The organism is Hymenobacter glacialis (assembly GCF_001816165.1).
Taxonomy (GTDB): Bacteria; Bacteroidota; Bacteroidia; order Cytophagales; family Hymenobacteraceae; genus Hymenobacter; species Hymenobacter glacialis.
Genome location: NZ_MDZC01000028.1, coordinates 41,622 through 59,826 on the forward strand (window position 1 = coordinate 41,622; position 18,205 = coordinate 59,826).

The 18,205-nt window shown below is 61.2% G+C and carries 14 protein-coding genes; 8 read left to right on the forward strand and 6 right to left on the reverse strand.

The genetic code is table 11. The annotated features are described in order from the left end of the window. Positions 1-112 precede the first annotated feature (112 nt). On the reverse strand, positions 113-934 hold the full coding sequence (locus tag BEN48_RS03235; RefSeq protein ID WP_206599807.1) for a ribonuclease H-like domain-containing protein: 822 nt from the start codon (positions 932-934) through the stop codon (positions 113-115). 382 nt (positions 935-1,316) lie between these two features. On the opposite strand from BEN48_RS03235, the gene BEN48_RS03245 reads away from it, so the two are divergent. The 4 genes from BEN48_RS03245 (at position 1,317) to BEN48_RS03255 (ending at position 5,100) form a co-directional block, all read left to right on the forward strand. Beyond that, positions 1,317-3,800, forward strand: a complete 2,484-nt coding sequence (locus BEN48_RS03245; RefSeq protein WP_070732887.1) for a TonB-dependent receptor domain-containing protein — start codon at positions 1,317-1,319, stop codon at positions 3,798-3,800. 115 nt (positions 3,801-3,915) lie between these two features. After that, entirely contained in the window at positions 3,916-4,320 is a 405-nt protein-coding gene (locus tag BEN48_RS03250) for a hypothetical protein (RefSeq protein WP_070732889.1), read from the forward strand. A 24-nt stretch (positions 4,321-4,344) separates the two neighbouring features. Then, positions 4,345-4,500: a hypothetical protein gene (locus tag BEN48_RS18995; RefSeq protein WP_158010088.1), complete on the forward strand. Its 156-nt coding sequence runs from the start codon at positions 4,345-4,347 to the stop codon at positions 4,498-4,500. A 48-nt stretch (positions 4,501-4,548) separates the two neighbouring features. Next, on the forward strand, positions 4,549-5,100 hold the full coding sequence (locus tag BEN48_RS03255; RefSeq protein ID WP_141764575.1) for a hypothetical protein: 552 nt from the start codon (positions 4,549-4,551) through the stop codon (positions 5,098-5,100). Between the two features lie 247 nt (positions 5,101-5,347). On the opposite strand, the gene BEN48_RS18570 is transcribed toward BEN48_RS03255, so the two are convergent. The 3 genes from BEN48_RS18570 to BEN48_RS03275 form a co-directional block, all read right to left on the reverse strand. After that, the gene (locus BEN48_RS18570) at positions 5,348-5,755 is read right to left on the reverse strand and encodes a peptidase associated/transthyretin-like domain-containing protein (RefSeq protein ID WP_125932453.1); all 408 of its coding nucleotides are present in this window, start codon (positions 5,753-5,755) and stop codon (positions 5,348-5,350) included. Between the two features lie 549 nt (positions 5,756-6,304). After that, positions 6,305-6,685, reverse strand: coding sequence for a hypothetical protein (locus BEN48_RS03270; protein ID WP_070732897.1), 381 nt, complete (start codon positions 6,683-6,685; stop codon positions 6,305-6,307). Positions 6,686-6,766: 81 nt separating this feature from the next. Beyond that, a complete protein-coding gene (locus BEN48_RS03275; RefSeq protein ID WP_070732968.1) occupies positions 6,767-7,369 on the reverse strand; it encodes an RNA polymerase sigma factor in 603 nt (200 codons plus the stop codon). A 220-nt stretch (positions 7,370-7,589) separates the two neighbouring features. On the opposite strand from BEN48_RS03275, the gene nuoK reads away from it, so the two are divergent. The 3 genes from nuoK to BEN48_RS20015 all read left to right on the forward strand — a co-directional run bounded on the left by nuoK (position 7,590) and on the right by BEN48_RS20015 (position 12,003). Further along, a complete protein-coding gene (gene nuoK, locus BEN48_RS03280) occupies positions 7,590-7,922 on the forward strand; it encodes an NADH-quinone oxidoreductase subunit NuoK (protein ID WP_035562135.1) in 333 nt (110 codons plus the stop codon). A gap of 138 nt (positions 7,923-8,060) precedes the next feature. Next, the gene (gene nuoL, locus BEN48_RS03285) at positions 8,061-10,004 is read left to right on the forward strand and encodes an NADH-quinone oxidoreductase subunit L (protein WP_070732899.1); all 1,944 of its coding nucleotides are present in this window, start codon (positions 8,061-8,063) and stop codon (positions 10,002-10,004) included. 415 nt (positions 10,005-10,419) lie between these two features. Then, positions 10,420-12,003, forward strand: coding sequence for an OmpA family protein (locus tag BEN48_RS20015; RefSeq protein ID WP_070732901.1), 1,584 nt, complete (start codon positions 10,420-10,422; stop codon positions 12,001-12,003). A 250-nt stretch (positions 12,004-12,253) separates the two neighbouring features. Here the strand turns inward: BEN48_RS20015 and BEN48_RS03295 are convergent, their stop codons facing one another. Beyond that, the gene (locus tag BEN48_RS03295; RefSeq protein ID WP_206599808.1) at positions 12,254-14,914 is read right to left on the reverse strand and encodes a TonB-dependent receptor; all 2,661 of its coding nucleotides are present in this window, start codon (positions 14,912-14,914) and stop codon (positions 12,254-12,256) included. A 51-nt stretch (positions 14,915-14,965) separates the two neighbouring features. After that, entirely contained in the window at positions 14,966-15,325 is a 360-nt protein-coding gene (locus tag BEN48_RS03300) for a winged helix-turn-helix domain-containing protein (RefSeq protein ID WP_070732902.1), read from the reverse strand. A 231-nt stretch (positions 15,326-15,556) separates the two neighbouring features. Between BEN48_RS03300 and BEN48_RS03305 the strand changes: the two genes are divergently transcribed. Next, positions 15,557-18,022: a S9 family peptidase gene (locus BEN48_RS03305; RefSeq protein ID WP_070732904.1), complete on the forward strand. Its 2,466-nt coding sequence runs from the start codon at positions 15,557-15,559 to the stop codon at positions 18,020-18,022. Positions 18,023-18,205: the final 183 nt, after the last annotated feature.

Sequence of the window (18,205 nt, forward strand, 5' to 3'; positions counted from 1 at the left end):
CGACAAGCTCAGCATGACGGGCTTATAAGCTCCGAACAACTAATAAAAAAGGCCCTGCACATCACTGCGTAGGGCCTTTTTGTTTGTGCTGGCGTGGGAATTGCGCGCCGGGCTACACCGCCGCAATGCGCATGGCAGGCACGGCGGGCCAGGGCGTAGCCGTTAGCTGCACGGTGTCCCACAGGGATTTCTGGCCGGTGTAGTGCAGGAACACGCGCGCCGTGGTGATGATGTCCTTTTCGCAGTACGCCACGATGCGGGCCAGGTCTTTCTTTACCCAATAGGTATGGGCTACCTGCGAGCCGTCGATGTCGTCTTTGGGCGAGGGGATGCCGAATACGCCGGCCAGCAGGGCCAGCGTGATGTGGCCTTTGTTGTCGCCGAATTTCCACAGTTCCATGGTGTCAAGCAGGTGGGGGAGGTCCCAGGGTTTGTGGCCGGCAATGTCGAGCATGGGCGGAATGTCCTGCCCGCAAATCAGCATGCGGCGGCCCAGGTAGCCGTAGTCGAACTCGCGGCCGTTGTGGGCGCAGAGGAAGTGGCCATCGGGGCCGGCCGTGTCGAGCTTGGCGTACCGGCTGGGGCCGTAGGGGGCGTAGCGCTGCAGGAAATGGCCAAACCCGCGCAGTACCTCGCACTCGTCGTCGTCGGCAAAAGACTTGGTGCGAAATTCCAGCGTGTCGTCCTTCAGCAGGCGGAAGAAGCCCACCGAGATGCACACCACCTTGCCAAACTCGGCGTAGAGGCCGCCGTTGGCAAACAACTCTTCGTGGGTTTGGCCGTCGGCCAGCTCGCGGGCGTGGCGCTTCTCGCAGAATTTTTTCCAGAGCGGCTGGTGCGTGGCCGGCAGCTCGGCGTGGGTGGCGTGGCCCGGCACGGTTTCAATATCGACAAAGAAAACGCGGGTCAGGTCGACGTGGCGGAGAATATTCATGGGTAGCAACAAAGAAGAACCGCTATGAAGGTAGTGCCCGCCGTGCTCGCCTGCCAAATTTTGCCGGGTAAACCTCTGTCGAATTGAGCCAAGACCTTTCCTTTGAGGCACAGCCCAAATTTATAGGTTGGGCCACCTCGACGCACAAACCAGGGCAGTAAGCTGGCGGCGGGGGCAGTCGTTTGCCCCAGCACATCGGTAATCGCAAACTGAGCAATAATAGGCCGCCTTGTTTCGATATATAGCTGCAGGTGCATAGCTAAGGTCGACTTTCGCTAGCCAGCTACAATGTAGCGGGTGTGCCATGCAACGACGAATGGCTTTTGTGTCTCCTTCCAACACTTTTTCTTCTTCCAAACACCTTTCCTACCTGCTTCTGCAAATGACTTACTTCTACCGCTTGCTACTGGCGCTACTGCTGGCCGCGCCTGTTTTCACGGCTCCGGTTTGGGCGCAACAGCCGGCCCTGCCGGCCGCACCGCCCGCCGGCACCGGCTCCATCACGGGCGTGGTGCTCGACTCGCTGAACCGCCAGCCGGTGCCCTACGCCACGGTAGTGCTGCTGCCGCCCGCGCCCAACGATAAGGCCATCACCGGCATTGCGGCCGACGACAACGGCCGGTTCACCTTCACCAAGCTGGTGGCGGGGCCGGCGCGGCTGCGCGTGAGCTACGTGGGCTACGGCACCCAGACGCGGGCCGTCACCATCACGGCCGGGGCCACCGATGCGGGCACGTTCCGGCTGCCCACGGCTGGCACGGCGCTGGCCGAGGCGGTGGTCATTGGCACCAAGCCGGTGGTGGAAGTGCGGCCTGACCGCATTGTGTACAACGCCGAACAGGACGTGACCAACACCGGCGGCACTGCCGCCGACGTGCTGCGCAAGGCCCCACTGCTGGCCGTGGACGGCGAAGGCAACGTGAAAATGCGCGGCTCCGGCAACTTCCGGGTGCTGGTGAACAACAAGCCCTCGCCCACGATGGCCGCCAACCTGGCCGACGCCCTGAAAAGCATCCCGGCCGACCAGATTAAGAGCGTCGAAATCATTACCACGCCACCGGCCAAGTACGATGGCGAGGGCACGGCCGGCATCATCAACATCGTGCTGAAAAAAGGGGTGGACCGCGGCGTGAACGGCCGCCTGGGGGCGTCGGGTGGCAACCGGGGCGCTAATACCAACGCGTCGCTCAACTTTAAGAAGGGCAAATTCGGCTTCACCTCAGCGGCCAGCGTGGGCCGGTGGTTCGGGCCCAACGAGTTTGAGCGTGAACGCAACGGCCTGCTGGACGCCTCCACGCTTACCCAGAGCAGCGCGGGCCGCAACAATGGTGGCTACTACTACGGCAGCCTGGGCCTGGACTACGATGTGAGCGAGCGCCAAAGCGTTTCGCTGGCCGGCTCGCTGAACGGCTACGGCGGCGAAAGCAGCAACGGCCTGCTGAGCCGTTTCACGACGCCCAATGCCACGCAGAACAGCCTGTTCTTCCGCGACACCGACAACTTGTTCAGCGGCCTCAATGCCGAGGTGACGGGCACCTACACCCAGACCTTTGCCCAGGCCCGCCGCGAGTGGAGCGTGCTGGGCCAGTACTCGCGCAACGACAACACCTTCGGCTACAATTACGACGAGTTCCGCAACTCGGCAGTGGCGCTGGAACGCCCGCTGGCCGACTACCGCGAGCGCAGCCGCGGTCGCACGCCCGGCTCGGAATACACATTCCAGACCGATTTTGTGCAGCCGTTCGGCGAGAAGCAGACCCTGGAAACCGGATTGAAAGCCATTTTTCGGCGCACCGGCTCGGAGGCCGACGTGGACGGCCTGCGCCGGGGCGAAACAACGGATTTTGCGCGCCTGCCCGGCCGCTCCACCGACTTCAGCTACGACCAGAACGTGCAGGCAGCCTACGCCACCTATTCCTTCGCGCCCAGCAAAAAGCTGAACCTGAGCCTGGGTAGCCGTTTGGAGCGCACCGCCCTTTCGGCCACGTTCCAGAGCACCGACCCCGGTTTCAAAGTTGATTACTACTCGCTGCTGCCCAACGGCAACGCCCAGTACGCTTTTAGTGAATCCAACAGCCTGCGCCTGGCCTACAGCCGCCGCATCACCCGGCCCTACATCTACTACCTCAACCCTTTCCGCAACTTGGGCGACCCGCAGAACATTTCCTTCGGCAACCCCAACCTCAACCCCGAGCTGACCGATTCCTACGAGTTGAGCTTCAACACCAACGGGAAGGCGGGCTCGCTCAACGTGTCGGCCTCGGTGCGCCGCACCGGCAACGCCATTGAAAGTGTGCGCCGGGCCACGGCCACGGTGGGCGTAACGGAAGAAACCTACGCCAATGTAGCGTCCAACGCCTTTTATCAGCTCAACTTCTACGGGTCGGCCAAGCCGGCTGAGGGCTGGGACATCAGCGGCGGCCTCGATGTGCAGTACATTGTGCGCCGCAGCCCCACGCTGGGCATCGAGCGCACGGGGTTCACGGCGGGCCTGAACTTCAATACGTCGTACAAATTACCCAAGAGCTTCACAGCCCAGGCATTTGCCTACGCATCCCTGCCCAGCCCCGAGCTGCAGGGCCGGGGCGCCTCCAACCTGTACTATTCCCTGGGGGTGAAAAAGAACCTGCTGAAAGGCAAAGCCGACCTCACGCTGAACGTCACGAACCCGTTCAACGCCTACTGGGCTTATCGGAGCACGGTCAATACGCCTTCGTTCAGCGAGCAGCAGGAGTACCGGGGCTTCCAGCGGAGCATTCGCATTAGCTTCGGCTACCGCTTCGGCCAGGAGCAGCAGGGCAAGCGCCGCAAGTCCATCTCGAACGACGACGTGAAAGGCGGCGGTAGCAAGCAGGGCGGGCAGTAGCCGCTGGCAGGAGGGAGCGCGCGGGCGGGGGCCGCACCTGGGCCAGTTGGTTCGGAGTGCACGGCTCGCCATGTAATATTGCCCGCCGCCCGCAAATTCCTGTCCTCCCAACGCCATGATGAAGCCGAGAAAAATTCTGACCTTTTCAATTTCCATACTGGTTGGCATCGGGCTGGGCCTGCTGGTGGGGATGTATGCCGGAGCGCACTTCAAACACGTGCACTGGGGCGGTGGGCAGGTGGCCGCGCTGCTGGCCCTGCTGCCATTGGCCTGGCTGGTAGCCGTGGGCCTGCACGAACTGAGTCACGCGCTGGCGGGCGTGCGGCAAGGATTTGTTTTGCAATGGTTTGTGGTAGGTCCGCTGATGTGGAAGAAGCTGGATGGGCGCCTGCGCTTTCGCTGGAATACCAACCTGAACACGGCCGGCGGCATGGTGCTCTGCGTGCCGCCCGACGACCACGACCTGCGCCGGCGCTTCATGGCGTTTGCGGCGGGTGGGCCGTTGGGCAGCGTGATGTGAGCAGCGCTGGCGCTGGGCACCTGGGTGCTGCTGCCCACGCCGGCCACGGCCGTGGGGCAGGTGCTGCAGGCCGGACTGGCGGCTAGTGGCGGGTGCTCGGTATTCCCGGCCCTGCTCACGGCTATGCCTTTCCACACGGGCGGTTTTTCCAGCGATGGAGCGCGGGTGCTCAACCTGTAGCGCGGCGGCCCGGCCGGCCAGCTCGAATTGGCAGTGCTATCGACTTTTGTGCGTTCGGCAGCCGGGGTGCGGCCCCGCGAGCTGCCGCTGGTGGAGCTAGAAGTGGCCGTGGCGGAGCCCACGGAACTGCCGTTCAAGCAGTACGCCTACCAATACCTCTACCTGGCGGCGCTCGATGCCAGCCAAATTGACCAAGCCGGGCAATACCTGCGTGAGTACCGCGACCGACTGGCCCTGACGCCCTCCGCTCTGCAAGCCAATGGTTGGCTGGAGTCGGCGTTTTTTGCGGCAGCCTACGAGCACGACCTGCCGGCTGCCCGCGCCTTCTGGGAAAAGGCGCAGGTGACAGCCCACACGCCAGCCGACACGCTACCCCGCACCGAAGCCGCCCGCGCCCGCCTAGCCGGCGACGCGGCCCGCACCCAAGCCCAAACCGCCCTGGGCGAGCTTCCCAAAACCCTGGACCCCGGCAGCGCCCGCCTCTACGCCGAGTGGCTGGCCGACACCGTGCGCTGGGCTGACCAGCCGGCTACCAGCAACGTCTTGCTTCAGCCTGCTGGCACCGCCGGGCTTTGCGCCAGCGGCTCAGCCAGGGCGTAACGGAAGTCGAACTAAGCTACTTGGCCACCATTTCGGTGTTGAATCTATGCTGGGTAATTCAGCCTTTTAATCCTGTCAGAATTTATAGGATGGGGCGCCATGCTGCCGAAATTGTCCGGGCACTACGATGAAGTCTCGTCCCATCGTTGCTGCCAAGGTTCGGGTATAAAAACAGCCTTATTATTCCCTGAGACTATATATAGAGAGCGCACGGAATAAATAAAACGGGGTACTGCCCAGCCGGCTGTTATTTGGCCGGGGCAATTTCTCTGGCGCGAAGCAGGTAAATGGAACCCAGGGCCTTGACGGGGGCCATGCTCACCACTTCCTCCTGCAAGCCTCCGTAGCCGCAGACGAGGGTAACCGTTTTGGCTTCGGCAGGCACGCTAAGCTGAAACTCTCCTTCCGAATTGGTGACGGCAATTATACGGCTGCCTTTCAGCGCTACGGTTGCGCCTGGCAAAACGCCTTGTGCCCCCTGAACCACTCCATAAACTACCTTATAAACCGGGGCGGCAGGCTTTTCTTCGCCATCTACAGCGGCAGTGCTTTCGCTGTTTAAAACGGTCTTATTAAAGGCAACCTGGGCACTGCCCGGAAGGGCAAATAGACCTAAGCCAGCAGCCAGTAATAGAGAAGTAGAAGAAATTTTCATGCTTATTGCACTGTGTGAATTTTTAATTTAACTATGTAAACATAATGAACTCACTATTATTCATGCAAATTTCTGCGGATGAAATATTGTTAACTATTAATGTGATTAGTCCCAGTGAATTGTACAATATATAATCAGTACGTTTATTAAATGCCCTGTCCTGATTAATAACCGCTGTTGCCTCTACAGTGCGTTTGGATGATGGCCGACCGGATTTATTTCAAATTAATCCTGCTATCTATACAATGTGCGGCCTGGCACAACCTCTTGATAGTGGCGCACCTCATATTCTCATTTAGAGGGCAGGGGCCTTACGCACCGATCTATCCCACTCGCAACGCTCCAAGAGTGTGGCGCGGGCCGTGGTGCTGCTATATGGGGGTAGATGCTTGACAGAGCGCAGCCACTGCAGCACGAAGCCTTGCTTCGCGGCCACTGCAGCAGCCCAGTCCTGGCATGACGCAGCGCTTAGCTGCATAAAAATGCGCGGCCCCATGTGAAAGGAGCCGCGCATTAAGCAACGTGTCAGGACAAACAGACGTCAGGCCGCTAGGCGGGCTGCTGCGCATTGGCGTCAGCAGCGGGCTCCGGCCGGCGCATCCACCCCATGCTGCAGCGCTGCTGCATTTGCTGGCGGAATTTTTCGCGTTCGTCGGGGGTCAGGTGCTCCATGCGGCCAACCATACGCTGCTGCCAGGCCCGGCGCTGCCGCGCCCAGCCGGCACGCCGTCCACCGCCAAACCCGCCAAAGAGAATACGTGAGAGCAGAAGCAGTCCAAATGTTTGGGCCAGGCCAATGGTGGGCCCGTTGAAAAGCTCGGGCACCAGCCAGTTCCACAAGTACTGGGTCAGAAAAGCCGCCGCCGTTACGAATGAGGCCGCGAAGAGCAGGAAGCGAAGGCCGCGCAGCAGCCAGAATTTACGGTCCATAAGATATTAGTGGTTAACGGTTAGTGATTAATGGTTAATGATTAAAACGGGTCATCCTCGTTGGAGCTAACCACTAGTCAGTTAGTCAGTGAATAATTCGGTGTACAGCTTTTGCAGCCGTTTGCGTAGGTGCAGCACGGCGTAGTGCTTGCGCGAGATGAGGGTTTTGAGCGGCACGCCGGTTTCTTCTTCCATCTCGCGGAAGGTTTTGTCTTCCAACTCGTGCCACACAAACACCTGGCGCTGGGCAGCCGGCAACTCGGCCAACGCATCAGATAGCGCTTCCATGAGGGTTTCGCGCAGCAGCCGGTTTTCGGGCGAGTCGTCGGGTGCGGGCAGCAGGTCGGCCAGCAGCAGGCCTTCGCCGTCGTCGGAGGCTTCGGCTGCCCCAAACGCTTCTTCCAGGCGCACGGGGCGCTTGCGGCGGTAGAGGTCGGTGATGCGGTTGCGGGCCACCCGAAACAGCCAGGCCGCGGCCTGCTCCACGGGCTTAAGCAGCCGGTAGCTTTCCACCAGCTCGGCAAAAACGTCCTGCAGGAGGTCTTCGGCCTCGGCTTCGTCGGGAATGCGGCGGCGGATGAACTGCAGCAGCCGGGGCCGCTGCTGCCGCACGGCATCGGCAATCTGCCGGTCTTGCTGGGCGGCGGTCATCGGGGAAAGCGTAGTGGGGAGCGAGAGAGCCATGGGTTGCATTCTGACCCAGTAGACGCAGGCCCTCCGAATTTACTTTAATCTTTTCGCAGCGTGGGCTCTCCGAGTGCGCGCGTGGCCCAAGGGTTGGGAAGGCGCTCGAGATAGGATTCAAAAGTCCGCGCTGTAACAAATTTGGACCGGCTTTTTCCTTTTTCAAGGATACCTTTGCCGGCCGGCCGGCTGCACTGTCCCGCCGCTGGCCTTTATACGCATGGACCAAACCATTCCCGAAGTAATCCGCACCGTTCCGCTGCAGTACTACGTTTTCTTTGCCTCGGCCCTGTTTGCCATCGGCGTCACGGGCGTGCTGGTGCGGCGCAATGCCATCATTATTTTCATGTGCGTGGAGCTGATGCTCAACGCGGTGAACATTCTGCTCACGGCTTTTTCGGCCTACCGCGCCGACCCCAATGGCCAGATTTTCGTGTTCTTCATCATGGCCGTGGCCGCCGCCGAAGTCGCCGTAGGTCTGGGCATCATCGTCATGATTTACCGCAACTTCCAGACCACCGACGTCAACTTACTGAGCCGCTTGAAGTGGTAATTTTCTGTCATCCTGAGCGCAGCGAAGGACCTTGTCGCGTTGAAGCCGCCTGCAGGTAATTCGTACTGCACGCCGTTCCACGGTTCAAAGGTCTTCGCTGCGCTCAGGATGACAGTTTTATTAGCATAGCCAATCCCCATGCAAGAAATCGTTCTCCCCGGCGCCAACGCCCCTTATTCCACGTTTCTCTACGTCCTCATTCCGCTGCTGCCCTTCCTGGGCTTTTTGCTGAACGGCCTGCTGAACCGGAAGCTCTCCGGCACCGTGGCCGGTCTCGTCGGCAGCGCCACCGTGCTGGGCTCTTTCCTGATTTCGCTGATGCTGTTCCTCAATTTTGAGTACCAGTACACCGTGCAGCTATTCGACTGGATTTCGGTGGGCTCGCTGCAGATTCCTTTTCAGTACCAAATCGACCAACTCAGCCTGATAATGCTGCTGCTGGTGACGGGCGTGGGCTTTCTCATTCACGTCTACAGCATCGGCTACATGCACCACGACGAGAACGTGGGCAAGTTTTTTAGTTTCCTGAACCTGTTCATTTTCAGCATGCTGCTGCTGGTGATGGGTGCCAATTTCGTCATTCTCTTCATTGGCTGGGAAGGCGTGGGCTTGTGTTCCTACCTGCTCATCGGCTTCTGGAACAAGAACACGGCCTATAACAACGCCGCCAAGAAAGCCTTCATTATCAACCGCATCGGCGACCTGGGTTTCCTGCTCGGTATCTTCCTGATTTACCTCACCTTCGATTCGGTGCAGTACGCCGAAGTGTTCCAGAAGGCCAGCACCATGCAGGTGGGCACGGGCGTGGTCACGGCCATTACCCTGCTGCTGTTTGTGGGCGCCATGGGCAAGTCGGCGCAGCTGCCGCTCTACACCTGGCTGCCCGATGCCATGGCCGGCCCCACGCCGGTTTCGGCGCTCATTCACGCTGCTACCATGGTCACGGCGGGCATCTACATGGTGCTCCGGGCCAACGTGCTGTTTACGCTGGCGCCCCATACGCTGGAGGTAGTGGCCATTGTGGGCGCGGCCACGGCCCTGTTTGCCGCCACCATCGGCCTGGCTCAGAACGACATCAAGAAGGTGCTGGCCTATTCCACGGTGTCGCAGCTCGGCTACATGTTTCTGGCGCTGGGTGTGATGGGCTACAGCACCTCGCTGTTCCACGTCCTCACCCACGCGTTTTTCAAGGCGCTGATGTTCCTCGGGGCTGGCTCCGTGATTCACGCCATGAGCAACGAGCAGGACCTGCGCCGCATGGGCGGCCTGCGCAAGGCGCTGCCTATCACCTTCTTCACGTTTCTCATCGGCTGCCTGGCCATCTCGGGCATCCCGCCGTTTTCGGGCTTTTTCTCCAAAGATGAAATCCTGAGCCACGCGTTCGAACACAACAAAGTGCTGTGGGCCATGGGCTTGCTCACGGCTTTCATGACGGCCTTCTACATGTTTCGCCTGCTGTTTCTGGCCTTCTTCGGCGAGTTCCGCGGCACGGCGGAGCAGAAGCACCACCTGCACGAGTCGCCTGCTTCGATGACGTTTCCGCTCATCGTGCTGGCCATTCTGGCTGCGGTGGGTGGCTTTATGGGTGCTCCCATGTTCACGGGCGGCCGGCACTTTCTAGCCGAATACTTAGCACCTGTTTTCACCTATTCGCAGCGCCTGTTGCCCGCTGCTTTCAACACTGCGCCCGACCACAACACGGAGCTGATGCTCATGGGCTTATCCGTGGCAGCCGGCGTGCTGGGCATCGTGCTGGCCTACGTGTTCTACGTGGTGCGCGCCCAGCGTCCCGCCGAGGACGAGGCCCAGCGCTCGGGCCCCGAAAGCCTGGTGTACCACAAATACTACATCGACGAGCTGTACGACGCGGTGTTCACGCGGCCCATCATGGCGCTGTCTAATGGCTTGTATAAGTTCGTGGAAAACGGCATCATCGACCCCGTGGTGGGCGTGTTTGGCCGTGCGGTGAACGGGGGCGGTACCCTGTTGCGCTATGTGCAAACCGGTGCCGTGGAAACGTACCTTATTCTGATGGTAGTCGGCATCGTGCTCATTCTGGGGCTGAACTTCGGCCGTCTCTAAGCTGTAGTTAACTGCACAGAAAAGGCCATCCGTTGAAACGGGTGGCCTTTTTTTATTCCTGCTGCACGGCTGGCCGCTGCCAGCGCAACCTGATTCCGTGTAGCTATTGCCGGGCAGGTGCTGCATGGGCGCGCTGACTTTCGGGCCATAGGAAGTCGATAAACGCAACCTCAAAGCCGACGTCACAGCGCTTCTGGTTCTTCTGGAAGTGCCCATATTGGGCTAATGCGCTGAGTGCAGTAAGCAGTGCCGTTTTAGTATGTGGCACTGATATTCAGTGATATTAATACGATTAAAAGTGGTGGCTTGTATAGGGGTAGCAACTTTTTTAGATAAATGAGGTATAGCAAGACATTCGCTCCTTACTTAAGAGTAGGCGGCGGATATCACCCTTCTTTCACATTTTCCCTTAATTATGCACCTCAAACCTCAACTCCTGCGCGGCCTCGCGCTGGGTGCGGTGATGCTCGGCATGGCTGCCCCGCATTCGCAGGCCCAAACCGCCGATAGAAAAACGGCCATTAGCCTCTACGGCAGCGCTTACCAGTACAAAGGCAACTACGGTTCCTACTTCTGGGATTTCAGCAAGAGCAACGGTGGCCCCGGCATCACCTTCAACCGCTACCTGAGCTCCGGCCTGGACCTGGGCCTGGCCCTGGGGTACACGGAACTGAAAGGTGCCCAGACCAGTAATAAGGCCAATTCTTTTAGCACCAACGTGGTGCACGGCAACCTGGCGTTCAAGTTCAAGTTGAACAACGGCTGGGCCATTAAAGAAGATGCCTTTATTCAGCCTTACCTGACCATCGCACCGGGCCTGGCTTACTTAAGCCGGGAAGCAACATACCGGGGTAGGGCTACCGATGAAAATGCCACCAGTTTCGACCTGATGGGCGCGGCCGGCATTAACTTCCGCCTCAGCGATGGTGTGGGCCTGTTTATTCAGACAGGGCAGCACATTCCGTTTGGTGCCAACATCGACGGTGACCCCGTGCGCGATGACAACCGGATAGATGACCGGTACCTGCAACACAGCGCGGGTCTGACCTTTGCCTTCGGCAAAACGATGGACGAGGACAAGGATGGTGTATCCGATAAAAAAGACAAATGCCCCGGTACCCCTGCTGGTGTAGCCGTGGACCCCAACGGCTGCCCGCTCGATAAGGACGGCGATGGTATTCCTGACTACCAGGACAAGTGCCCTGACGTGAAAGGCGTGGCTGCCCTGCAAGGCTGCCCCGACCGCGACGGCGACGGCGTGACCGACGCTGAAGACAAGTGCCCCGATACCCCCGGCAAAGCTGAGCTGGCCGGCTGCCCCGATGCCGACAATGACGGCGTAACCGATGCCGATGATAAGTGCCCCGACACCCCCGCCGGTGTGCAAGTGGATGCCAGCGGCTGCCCGCTTGACCGCGATGGCGACGGTGTGCCCGACTTCCAGGACCGCTGCCCTGACCGTGCCGGCCCCGCCAGCAACAAAGGCTGCCCCGAGATTAAAGCCGAGGCTAAGAAAATTCTGAACGAAGCCACCAAGTACATCAACTTCGACTTCAACAAGGCTACCCTTAAGGCCTCGTCGTATCCGAAGCTGGAGCAGATGGTGCAGATTATGAACGACTACCCAGACTACAGCCTGAGCATTGCCGGCCACACCGATAGCAAAGGTGCCGACGATTTCAACCTGGGTCTGAGTTATGAGCGTGCCGCTTCGGCCCGTGCCTACATGCTGAGCAAAGGCATCCCTGCCGAGCGCATTGAGGCCCGCGGCTATGGCGAAACCAAGCCCATTGCTACCAATGCAACGGCTGCTGGCCAGGCGCTCAACCGCCGCGTAGACTTTGACCCCTTCCTGACCGGCGAAACCAACGCCGCCGAAGTGAAGTACGGTGCTGCTCCAACCATCCAGGAGATTAAGGCACAGGGCAAGGCGGTGCCTACCCGCAAGGCGCCCATGAAGAAGGCTCCCGTACGTAAGGCCCCGGTCAAGCGTAAGTAGGTTGCCCGCGCAACATGCGCTAAGTATGAAAAAGGCCCGCTCGATGAGAGCGGGCCTTTTTGCGTTTGGATAAACGCCTTATCCTCCGGCTTAGGATGCTCGACCAAGGCTAAGACCGTCATGCTAAGCGTAGCCGAAGCATTTCGCGAGAAATAGTAAACCCAGTCGATTAGATTAGTTGCAGCACGCGAGATGCTCCGGCTGCGCTCAGCATGACGGTCTTTTGAGTGCCACGCCCCTGCATGGCTGCTCAAAATACCTGATACGTCACGGCCAGGTAGTAGAGGCCGCCCACGCTGGGGCCGCCCAGGTAGGTCACGTAGTAATTGTTGAGCACGTTGCTGGCACCGAGTTTGAAGCGTAAGTCGGCCTTGGGTAGGGTGTAGCTTGCCTGGGCATCGAGGGTGTGGTAGGCGGGCACCTTGCCATTCACCAGGAAGGTTTGGGAATAGTAGCCCTGCTGCCAGCGGTAGTTCAGGCCGAAGCCGATGTGTTGGTACACATTTTCGTTGCCGGCGCTTAGGTTGTAGGCCCAGCGCGGGGTGTTAAAGCCGTCTTCGAGGCCATCGCTGCTTTCGGTTCGGGCCAGGCGGGTGTAGGTGGTGTTGGCCCCTACGAAGTAGCTGCGGGCCAATTCGTAGCGCAGGCCGACTGTGCCGCCATAGTTGTATACCTGGCTCTGGGAGTTGGTCCAGAGGCGGTAGCGGGCCTGACCGGCGCGGGCGTTGAGCGTGGTGGCTACGGTGCTGAGGTCGGCCGTGGTGATGGGCGTGCCAGCGGCCGTGACTGGCACGTAGGCTTCCACCTGGGCAATGAAGTCGCGGTAGGAATTATAGTAGAAATCCACATCGGCTACCAGCCGGCCACCGGGGCCCAGGGCCGCTTTGTAGCCCACCTCCAGCGAGCGGATGTACTCGGGCTTGATATAGGTGTAGGGGTTTTTCACCAGCCGGCTCTGATTTTGGGCAATGGCCTGCTGGCGTTTCTCGGTCGCGGTTTGTGCCGAAGTGTTAGCGTTGATGGCAGCCGTCACGGCCATGTTAAACGCGTCGATGCTGGTGCGCAGGTGGCTATTCTCAAACACGCCGTCTGACATTACCCGCAGCCCGCCGATGCGCTTCACCTGCCCGCTGTTCACGTTGGAAAAGCCTTCAAACAGGCTCGGGAAGCGGTAGCCGCTCTGGTAGCTCAGGCGGAAATTATGCTGTTGCGTGGGCGAAAAAACGGCCGTGAAGCGCGGGTTGAACTTCACGTCGAAATAGTCGTTTTTGTCCACGCGCACAGTGGCGGTGAGGCGCAGCTTTTCAGCGAAAAACCGGCCGCCGGCCTGCAGAAAGCCGCCGGTTTTGGAGTAGGTCAGGTTGTCGGTGAGTGGGTTCTGGCCGGGCTCGGGGTTGATGAAGTAGTTGCCGTCGGGCACCACGAGGTAAGTGCGGTGGTCGGCCCCGGCCAGTAGGTCGAGGTGGGCGGGCACGCGGGTGCCTCGGCGGCGCAGGGCCTCGGCCAGGTTCACCTGGGCCTCGCCGTGGAGCAGGCTGGCCCGCACGCGCAGGGCCGCACCCACGTCCCAGTTGTTAATTCCTTGTAGCTCACTCAGGCGCTGATTGAAGGCGGCGGTGCCGGGCTGCAGGCGGCCGGCGTCGGCGGCGGTGCGGGCGGTGGCGTGGGCCTGGGCAATGGGCTGGCCGGCGGCTACGGCGGCGTTCCAGGCCCCGGTATAGTCGGCGTTCCACCGGGCATCGGGCTTGAAGCTGCGCTCCAGGTTTTCGCCCATCGAGCGCAGGTTGTAGCTCTGGCCGGTGTTTTCGCGGGTGAAGTAGGCGCGGGCCTGCACCACGGGCGTGGTGAGGGTGAGGGCGTGCTGCTGCAGGCGGTAGTCCCGCAGTCCGAAGCGATTCGAGCGCTGGTATACGTTGTCGAAGCCGGCCACGCGGTAGGTGTAGGCCAGCTCCGTACCGAGCCCGAAGCGGTAGTGCAGGGCCCCATCGGCCCGCAGGCTGCGGATGGTGTAGTCCACCAGGTCGCGCTCCAGATAGCCGGTGCGGGCCACCACGTACTGCCGGCCGCCGAGCGTGAGCGTGCTGCGGTCCGACGACTCGTTGCCGTAGCTGTTGGTGGGGTCACGGGCCGGGTTGTCGGCCCCGAGCAGGCCGGTAGTGGCGTTGCCCTGGGCAAAGAGGTCGGTCTGGTCGTTGGCCACCCAGTCGTAGGCGCGCAGGTAGGTGCCGTTTAGCTTAAAGGCCAGCTTGTCGGCCACCAGCACTTTGGCGTAGCGCACACTGGTTTCGGAGTAAATATTCTCGGCCGCGTCGCCCGCTCCGGACGTCTTTACATTCGAGTCGTTGAGGTGATTGACGCCCGTCTCCTGCCGTATGCTCAGCCCTGCGGAAGAGAACGGGTTCTTGGTCCGAAAATTTGCCAGTCCGTTGATGGCGTTCAGGCCGTAGAGCGCCGAGGCCGTGCCGGGCACAATCTCCACCGAGTTGATGTCCAGGTCGCTTGGCCCCAGTACGTTGCCGATGGGCGCGCCAATGTGCGGCGCCTGGTTGTCCACGCCATCCACGAGCTGGGCAAAGCGCACGTTGGTGGTGTTGGTGAAGCCCCGGGCGTTGATGACCTTAAAGGCCAGGCTGGGCGTAATCACCTGCACACCCTTGAGGTGCTCAATGGCATCAAAAAACGAGGGCGCGGGCGTAAGGCGCAGGGCCCGCGGGTTGAGCTTTTCCACCGTCACCGGCGACTGCAGCAAGCTCTCTTCGACTCGCGAGGCCGATACCACTACTTCGGTTAAGTCCACGTTTTGGCGGGTGGTATCGGCCGGCGTGGCGGTTTGGCCTGCTGCCTGTAAAGTAGCTACCAACAAGCCGGAAAGCGCCAGCGCGCGGACCACGCGGAGTAGGGGTAGCATCATGAAAAGCAACCGTTATATTTGCAAAGATATAACGATGCGTGCCCATGGCACTTACTCCTGTAGCCTGGTTGTCTCGGCGGCCATGAATGCTTGGAAGCGCGCCTGCAAGGCCTGAAACTCCGTGATGGCTTCGTGGCCGGCTGCGGTAACCACAGCCCCGCCGCCGCGGGAGCCGCCGGTTTGGGTGGTTAGCAGGGGCGCGGCGGCTTGGGCATTCATAGAGCGCACTAGGTCCCAGGCGCGCTTGTAGGACATGCCCATGGCTTGGGCGGCCTTCGAGATGGAGCCCAGCGCGGCGATGTGCTCCAGCAGCTCCAACCGGCCGATGCCCAAAAAGCGGCCGTCCTCGGTTTCGAGCCAGAGGCGGCCGTTGAGGCGGTAGGTTTTGGTGGACAGGAGCAGCGTTTTCATGTAGCAAAGATGAAGGAGGGCGGGCTGGAAACGCAACCTGCCGCCGCGGGCTGCGTGCGGGCGTTTGCAACTCTTGGCCGGAGCGCGCGTCAGTACCTGTTGAACAGGGGAGGGGCAGGCCTGAGTAAGCAGGCTGCCCGCCCAAAACTTATACCACCCGCACCAGTCGCCGTTGCTATCTTTCGGTATCGGCAGCTGCCGAAACTGTGGGTACTCTTCTCATCACCGCGTATGAAAAAACTAGTTCTCTCCGCCAGCTTGCTGCTAGCCACCGTAGCCGGGGCGCAAGCGCAGGATTTCCAGTACCAAACCCCGCCCAAGGCCCTGCAGGACCTGCTGCTGGCGCCGCCCACGTCGCGGGTCAGCCTGTCGTCCGACGGCCGGGTGATGGCGCTGCTGCAAGTGCAGGATTTTCCCACCATCGCCGAGCTGTCGCAGCCCGAGCTGCGTCTGGCCGGCCTGCGCGTGAACCCCCGCACCAACGGCCAGAGCCGCGTGAGCTACGCCGTGGGCATCAAGCTCAAAACCTTGCCCAACGGCGCCGAAATCGACGTGAAAGGCCTGCCGGCTCAGGCCCGCATCAGCAGCGTGAGCTGGTCGCCCGACAATAAAACCATGGCCTTCGCCCTCACCACGCCCGGCTCTGGCACCGACGGCCGCGTGGAGCTGTGGGTGGCCGACGTGGCCGGCGCCAGCGCCCGCCGCCTGCTGTCCACACCCCTCAATGATGCCTTCGGCAACGCCTTCGATTGGGTGTCAGACAGCAAGACCATTGTGGCCTGCACCGTGCCCGCGGGCCGCGGTGCCGCGCCGGCCGCCGATGCCGTGCCCACCGGCCCGGCCGTGCAGGAAAGCGGCGGCGGTAAGAAAACTGCCGCCCCCACCTACCAGGATTTGTTGAAAAGCCCCGCCGACGAGCGGCAGTTTGACTACTTCGCCACGTCGCAGCTGGTGAAGGTGAACCTGGCCGATGGCGCCACCCAGCCGCTGGGCCAGCCCGGCATCATTCAAACTGCCTCGCCCTCGCCCGACGGCAAGTACGTACTGGTGCGTACCCGCCACCGGCCCTATGCCTACACGCTGCCCATCAGCCGGTTCCCGCAGCGCATCGACGTGCTGGACCTGGCCAGCGGCGCCCCGGTACGCACCCTGGCCGACCTGCCCCTGGCCGATGCCGTGCCCATTGGCAACGATGCCGCCGCCACCGGCCCACGCAACCACGCCTGGCGCGCCGACGTGCCCGCCACCATCAGCTACGTGGAGGCTCAGGACGGCGGCAACCCCAAAACGAAGGCCGATATCCGTGACAAAGTCTTCACCATCGCAGCCCCCTTCACGGGTGCGCCGGAGTTGCTGGCGGCCCTGCCCATGCGCTTTGGCGGCCTGAGCTGGGGCACCGGCCAGTTGGCCCTCGTGGAAGGCTACCGTTGGGCCGACCGCCGCCAGACCACCTGGCAGCTGAACCCCAGCAAGCCCGACGCGCCGCTGAGCGTGCTCTTCGACGGCTCCTCAGAGGACAAGTACAACGACCCCGGCACGCCCTACGAGCACCGCAACGCCCAGGGCAAGTCGGTGCTGCTCACGGGCGGCGCCCTGGGCCAGACCATCTACCTGATGGGCAACGGCGCCTCGCCCGAGGGCGACCGGCCTTTTGTGGACGAAATGGACCTGATTACCAAGAAAACCGCCCGCTGGTGGCGGTCGCAGGCGCCGGTGTACGAAGTGCCGGTGGCCATCCTCGACGCCAGCGGCAAGAAGCGGCAGCTGCTCACCCGCCGCGAGTCGCTCACCCAATCGCCGAACTACTACCTGCGCGACGCCACCAAAAAGGACAAGCTCACGGCCGTGACCAAGTTTCCGAACCCGTACGCGGCCTTTGGCGGCAGCTTCCCCAAGCAGGTGCTGAAGTACAAGCGCGCCGACGGCGTGGACCTGACGGCCGACCTCTACCTGCCCCCGAACTACAAGAAGTCCGACGGCCCGCTGCCCATGCTTATGTCGGCCTACCCGCTCGAATTCAAGGATAAGAGCACGGCCGGCCAGGTCACCGGTTCGCCGTTCACCTTCACGCGCCTCAATGGCGGCTCGCCGGTGTTCTGGGTTACGCAGGGCTACGCAGTGCTGGCCAATGCCAGCGTGCCGATTGTGGGCGAAGGCAGCAAAGACCCCAATGATACCTACATCGACCAACTGGTGAGCAGCGCCAAAGCGGCCATCGACGAAGGCGCCCGACTGGGCGTGGTCGACCCCAAGCGCGTGGGCGTGATGGGCCACAGCTACGGCGCGTTTATGACGGCCAACCTGCTTACGCACTCCAACCTGTTCAAGGCCGGTATTGCCCGCAGCGGCGCCTACAACCGCACGCTCACGCCCTACGGTTTCCAGGGCGAGGAGCGCAACTACTGGCAGGCGCAGGATGTGTACAACTCCATGTCACCGTTCAACTACGCCGACAAAATCAAGACGCCCATCCTGCTCATTCACGGCGAAGCCGACAACAATACCGGCACTTACCCCATCCAGAGCGAGCGATACTACGCCGCACTAAAGGGCCAGGGCGCCACCGCCCGCTACGTGGTGCTGCCCGCCGAGTCGCACGGCTATGCCGCCCGCGAAAACCTGCTCCACGTACTCTGGGAAACCAACGCCTGGCTGGACAAGTACGTGAAGACCCCCGCGCCGGAGCCGGCTAACTAGGCCAAGCTTGAGATTGATTCTGAAGCTGCTTGAAATTGCAAGAAGCCCGACCTATTTGAATTAGGTCGGGCTTTTTCATTAAGTAGTCGGCTATAAGTAAACGCGTAAAAGGCGGTCGTGCAGAGCGCAGCATCTTGCTTGCAGCCGTAAATCAGTCGTTGAACGCTGTGAGAAAGATACTTC

Excerpts from the sequence above, each read along its gene's own strand:
- BEN48_RS03250 (WP_070732889.1), top strand. The coding sequence starts at position 3,916 with ATGATGAAGCCGAGAAAAATTCTGACCTTTTCAATTTCCATACTGGTT.
- nuoK (WP_035562135.1), top strand. The coding sequence starts at position 7,590 with ATGGACCAAACCATTCCCGAAGTAATCCGCACCGTTCCGCTGCAGTAC.
- BEN48_RS03270 (WP_070732897.1), bottom strand. The coding sequence starts at position 6,685 with ATGGACCGTAAATTCTGGCTGCTGCGCGGCCTTCGCTTCCTGCTCTTC.
- BEN48_RS03245 (WP_070732887.1), top strand. The coding sequence starts at position 1,317 with ATGACTTACTTCTACCGCTTGCTACTGGCGCTACTGCTGGCCGCGCCT.
- BEN48_RS03305 (WP_070732904.1), top strand. The coding sequence starts at position 15,557 with ATGAAAAAACTAGTTCTCTCCGCCAGCTTGCTGCTAGCCACCGTAGCC.
- nuoL (WP_070732899.1), top strand. The coding sequence starts at position 8,061 with ATGCAAGAAATCGTTCTCCCCGGCGCCAACGCCCCTTATTCCACGTTT.
- BEN48_RS18570 (WP_125932453.1), bottom strand. The coding sequence starts at position 5,755 with ATGAAAATTTCTTCTACTTCTCTATTACTGGCTGCTGGCTTAGGTCTA.
- BEN48_RS03235 (WP_206599807.1), bottom strand. The coding sequence starts at position 934 with ATGAATATTCTCCGCCACGTCGACCTGACCCGCGTTTTCTTTGTCGAT.
- BEN48_RS03300 (WP_070732902.1), bottom strand. The coding sequence starts at position 15,325 with ATGAAAACGCTGCTCCTGTCCACCAAAACCTACCGCCTCAACGGCCGC.
- BEN48_RS20015 (WP_070732901.1), top strand. The coding sequence starts at position 10,420 with ATGCACCTCAAACCTCAACTCCTGCGCGGCCTCGCGCTGGGTGCGGTG.
- BEN48_RS03295 (WP_206599808.1), bottom strand. The coding sequence starts at position 14,914 with ATGATGCTACCCCTACTCCGCGTGGTCCGCGCGCTGGCGCTTTCCGGC.
- BEN48_RS03275 (WP_070732968.1), bottom strand. The coding sequence starts at position 7,369 with ATGGCTCTCTCGCTCCCCACTACGCTTTCCCCGATGACCGCCGCCCAG.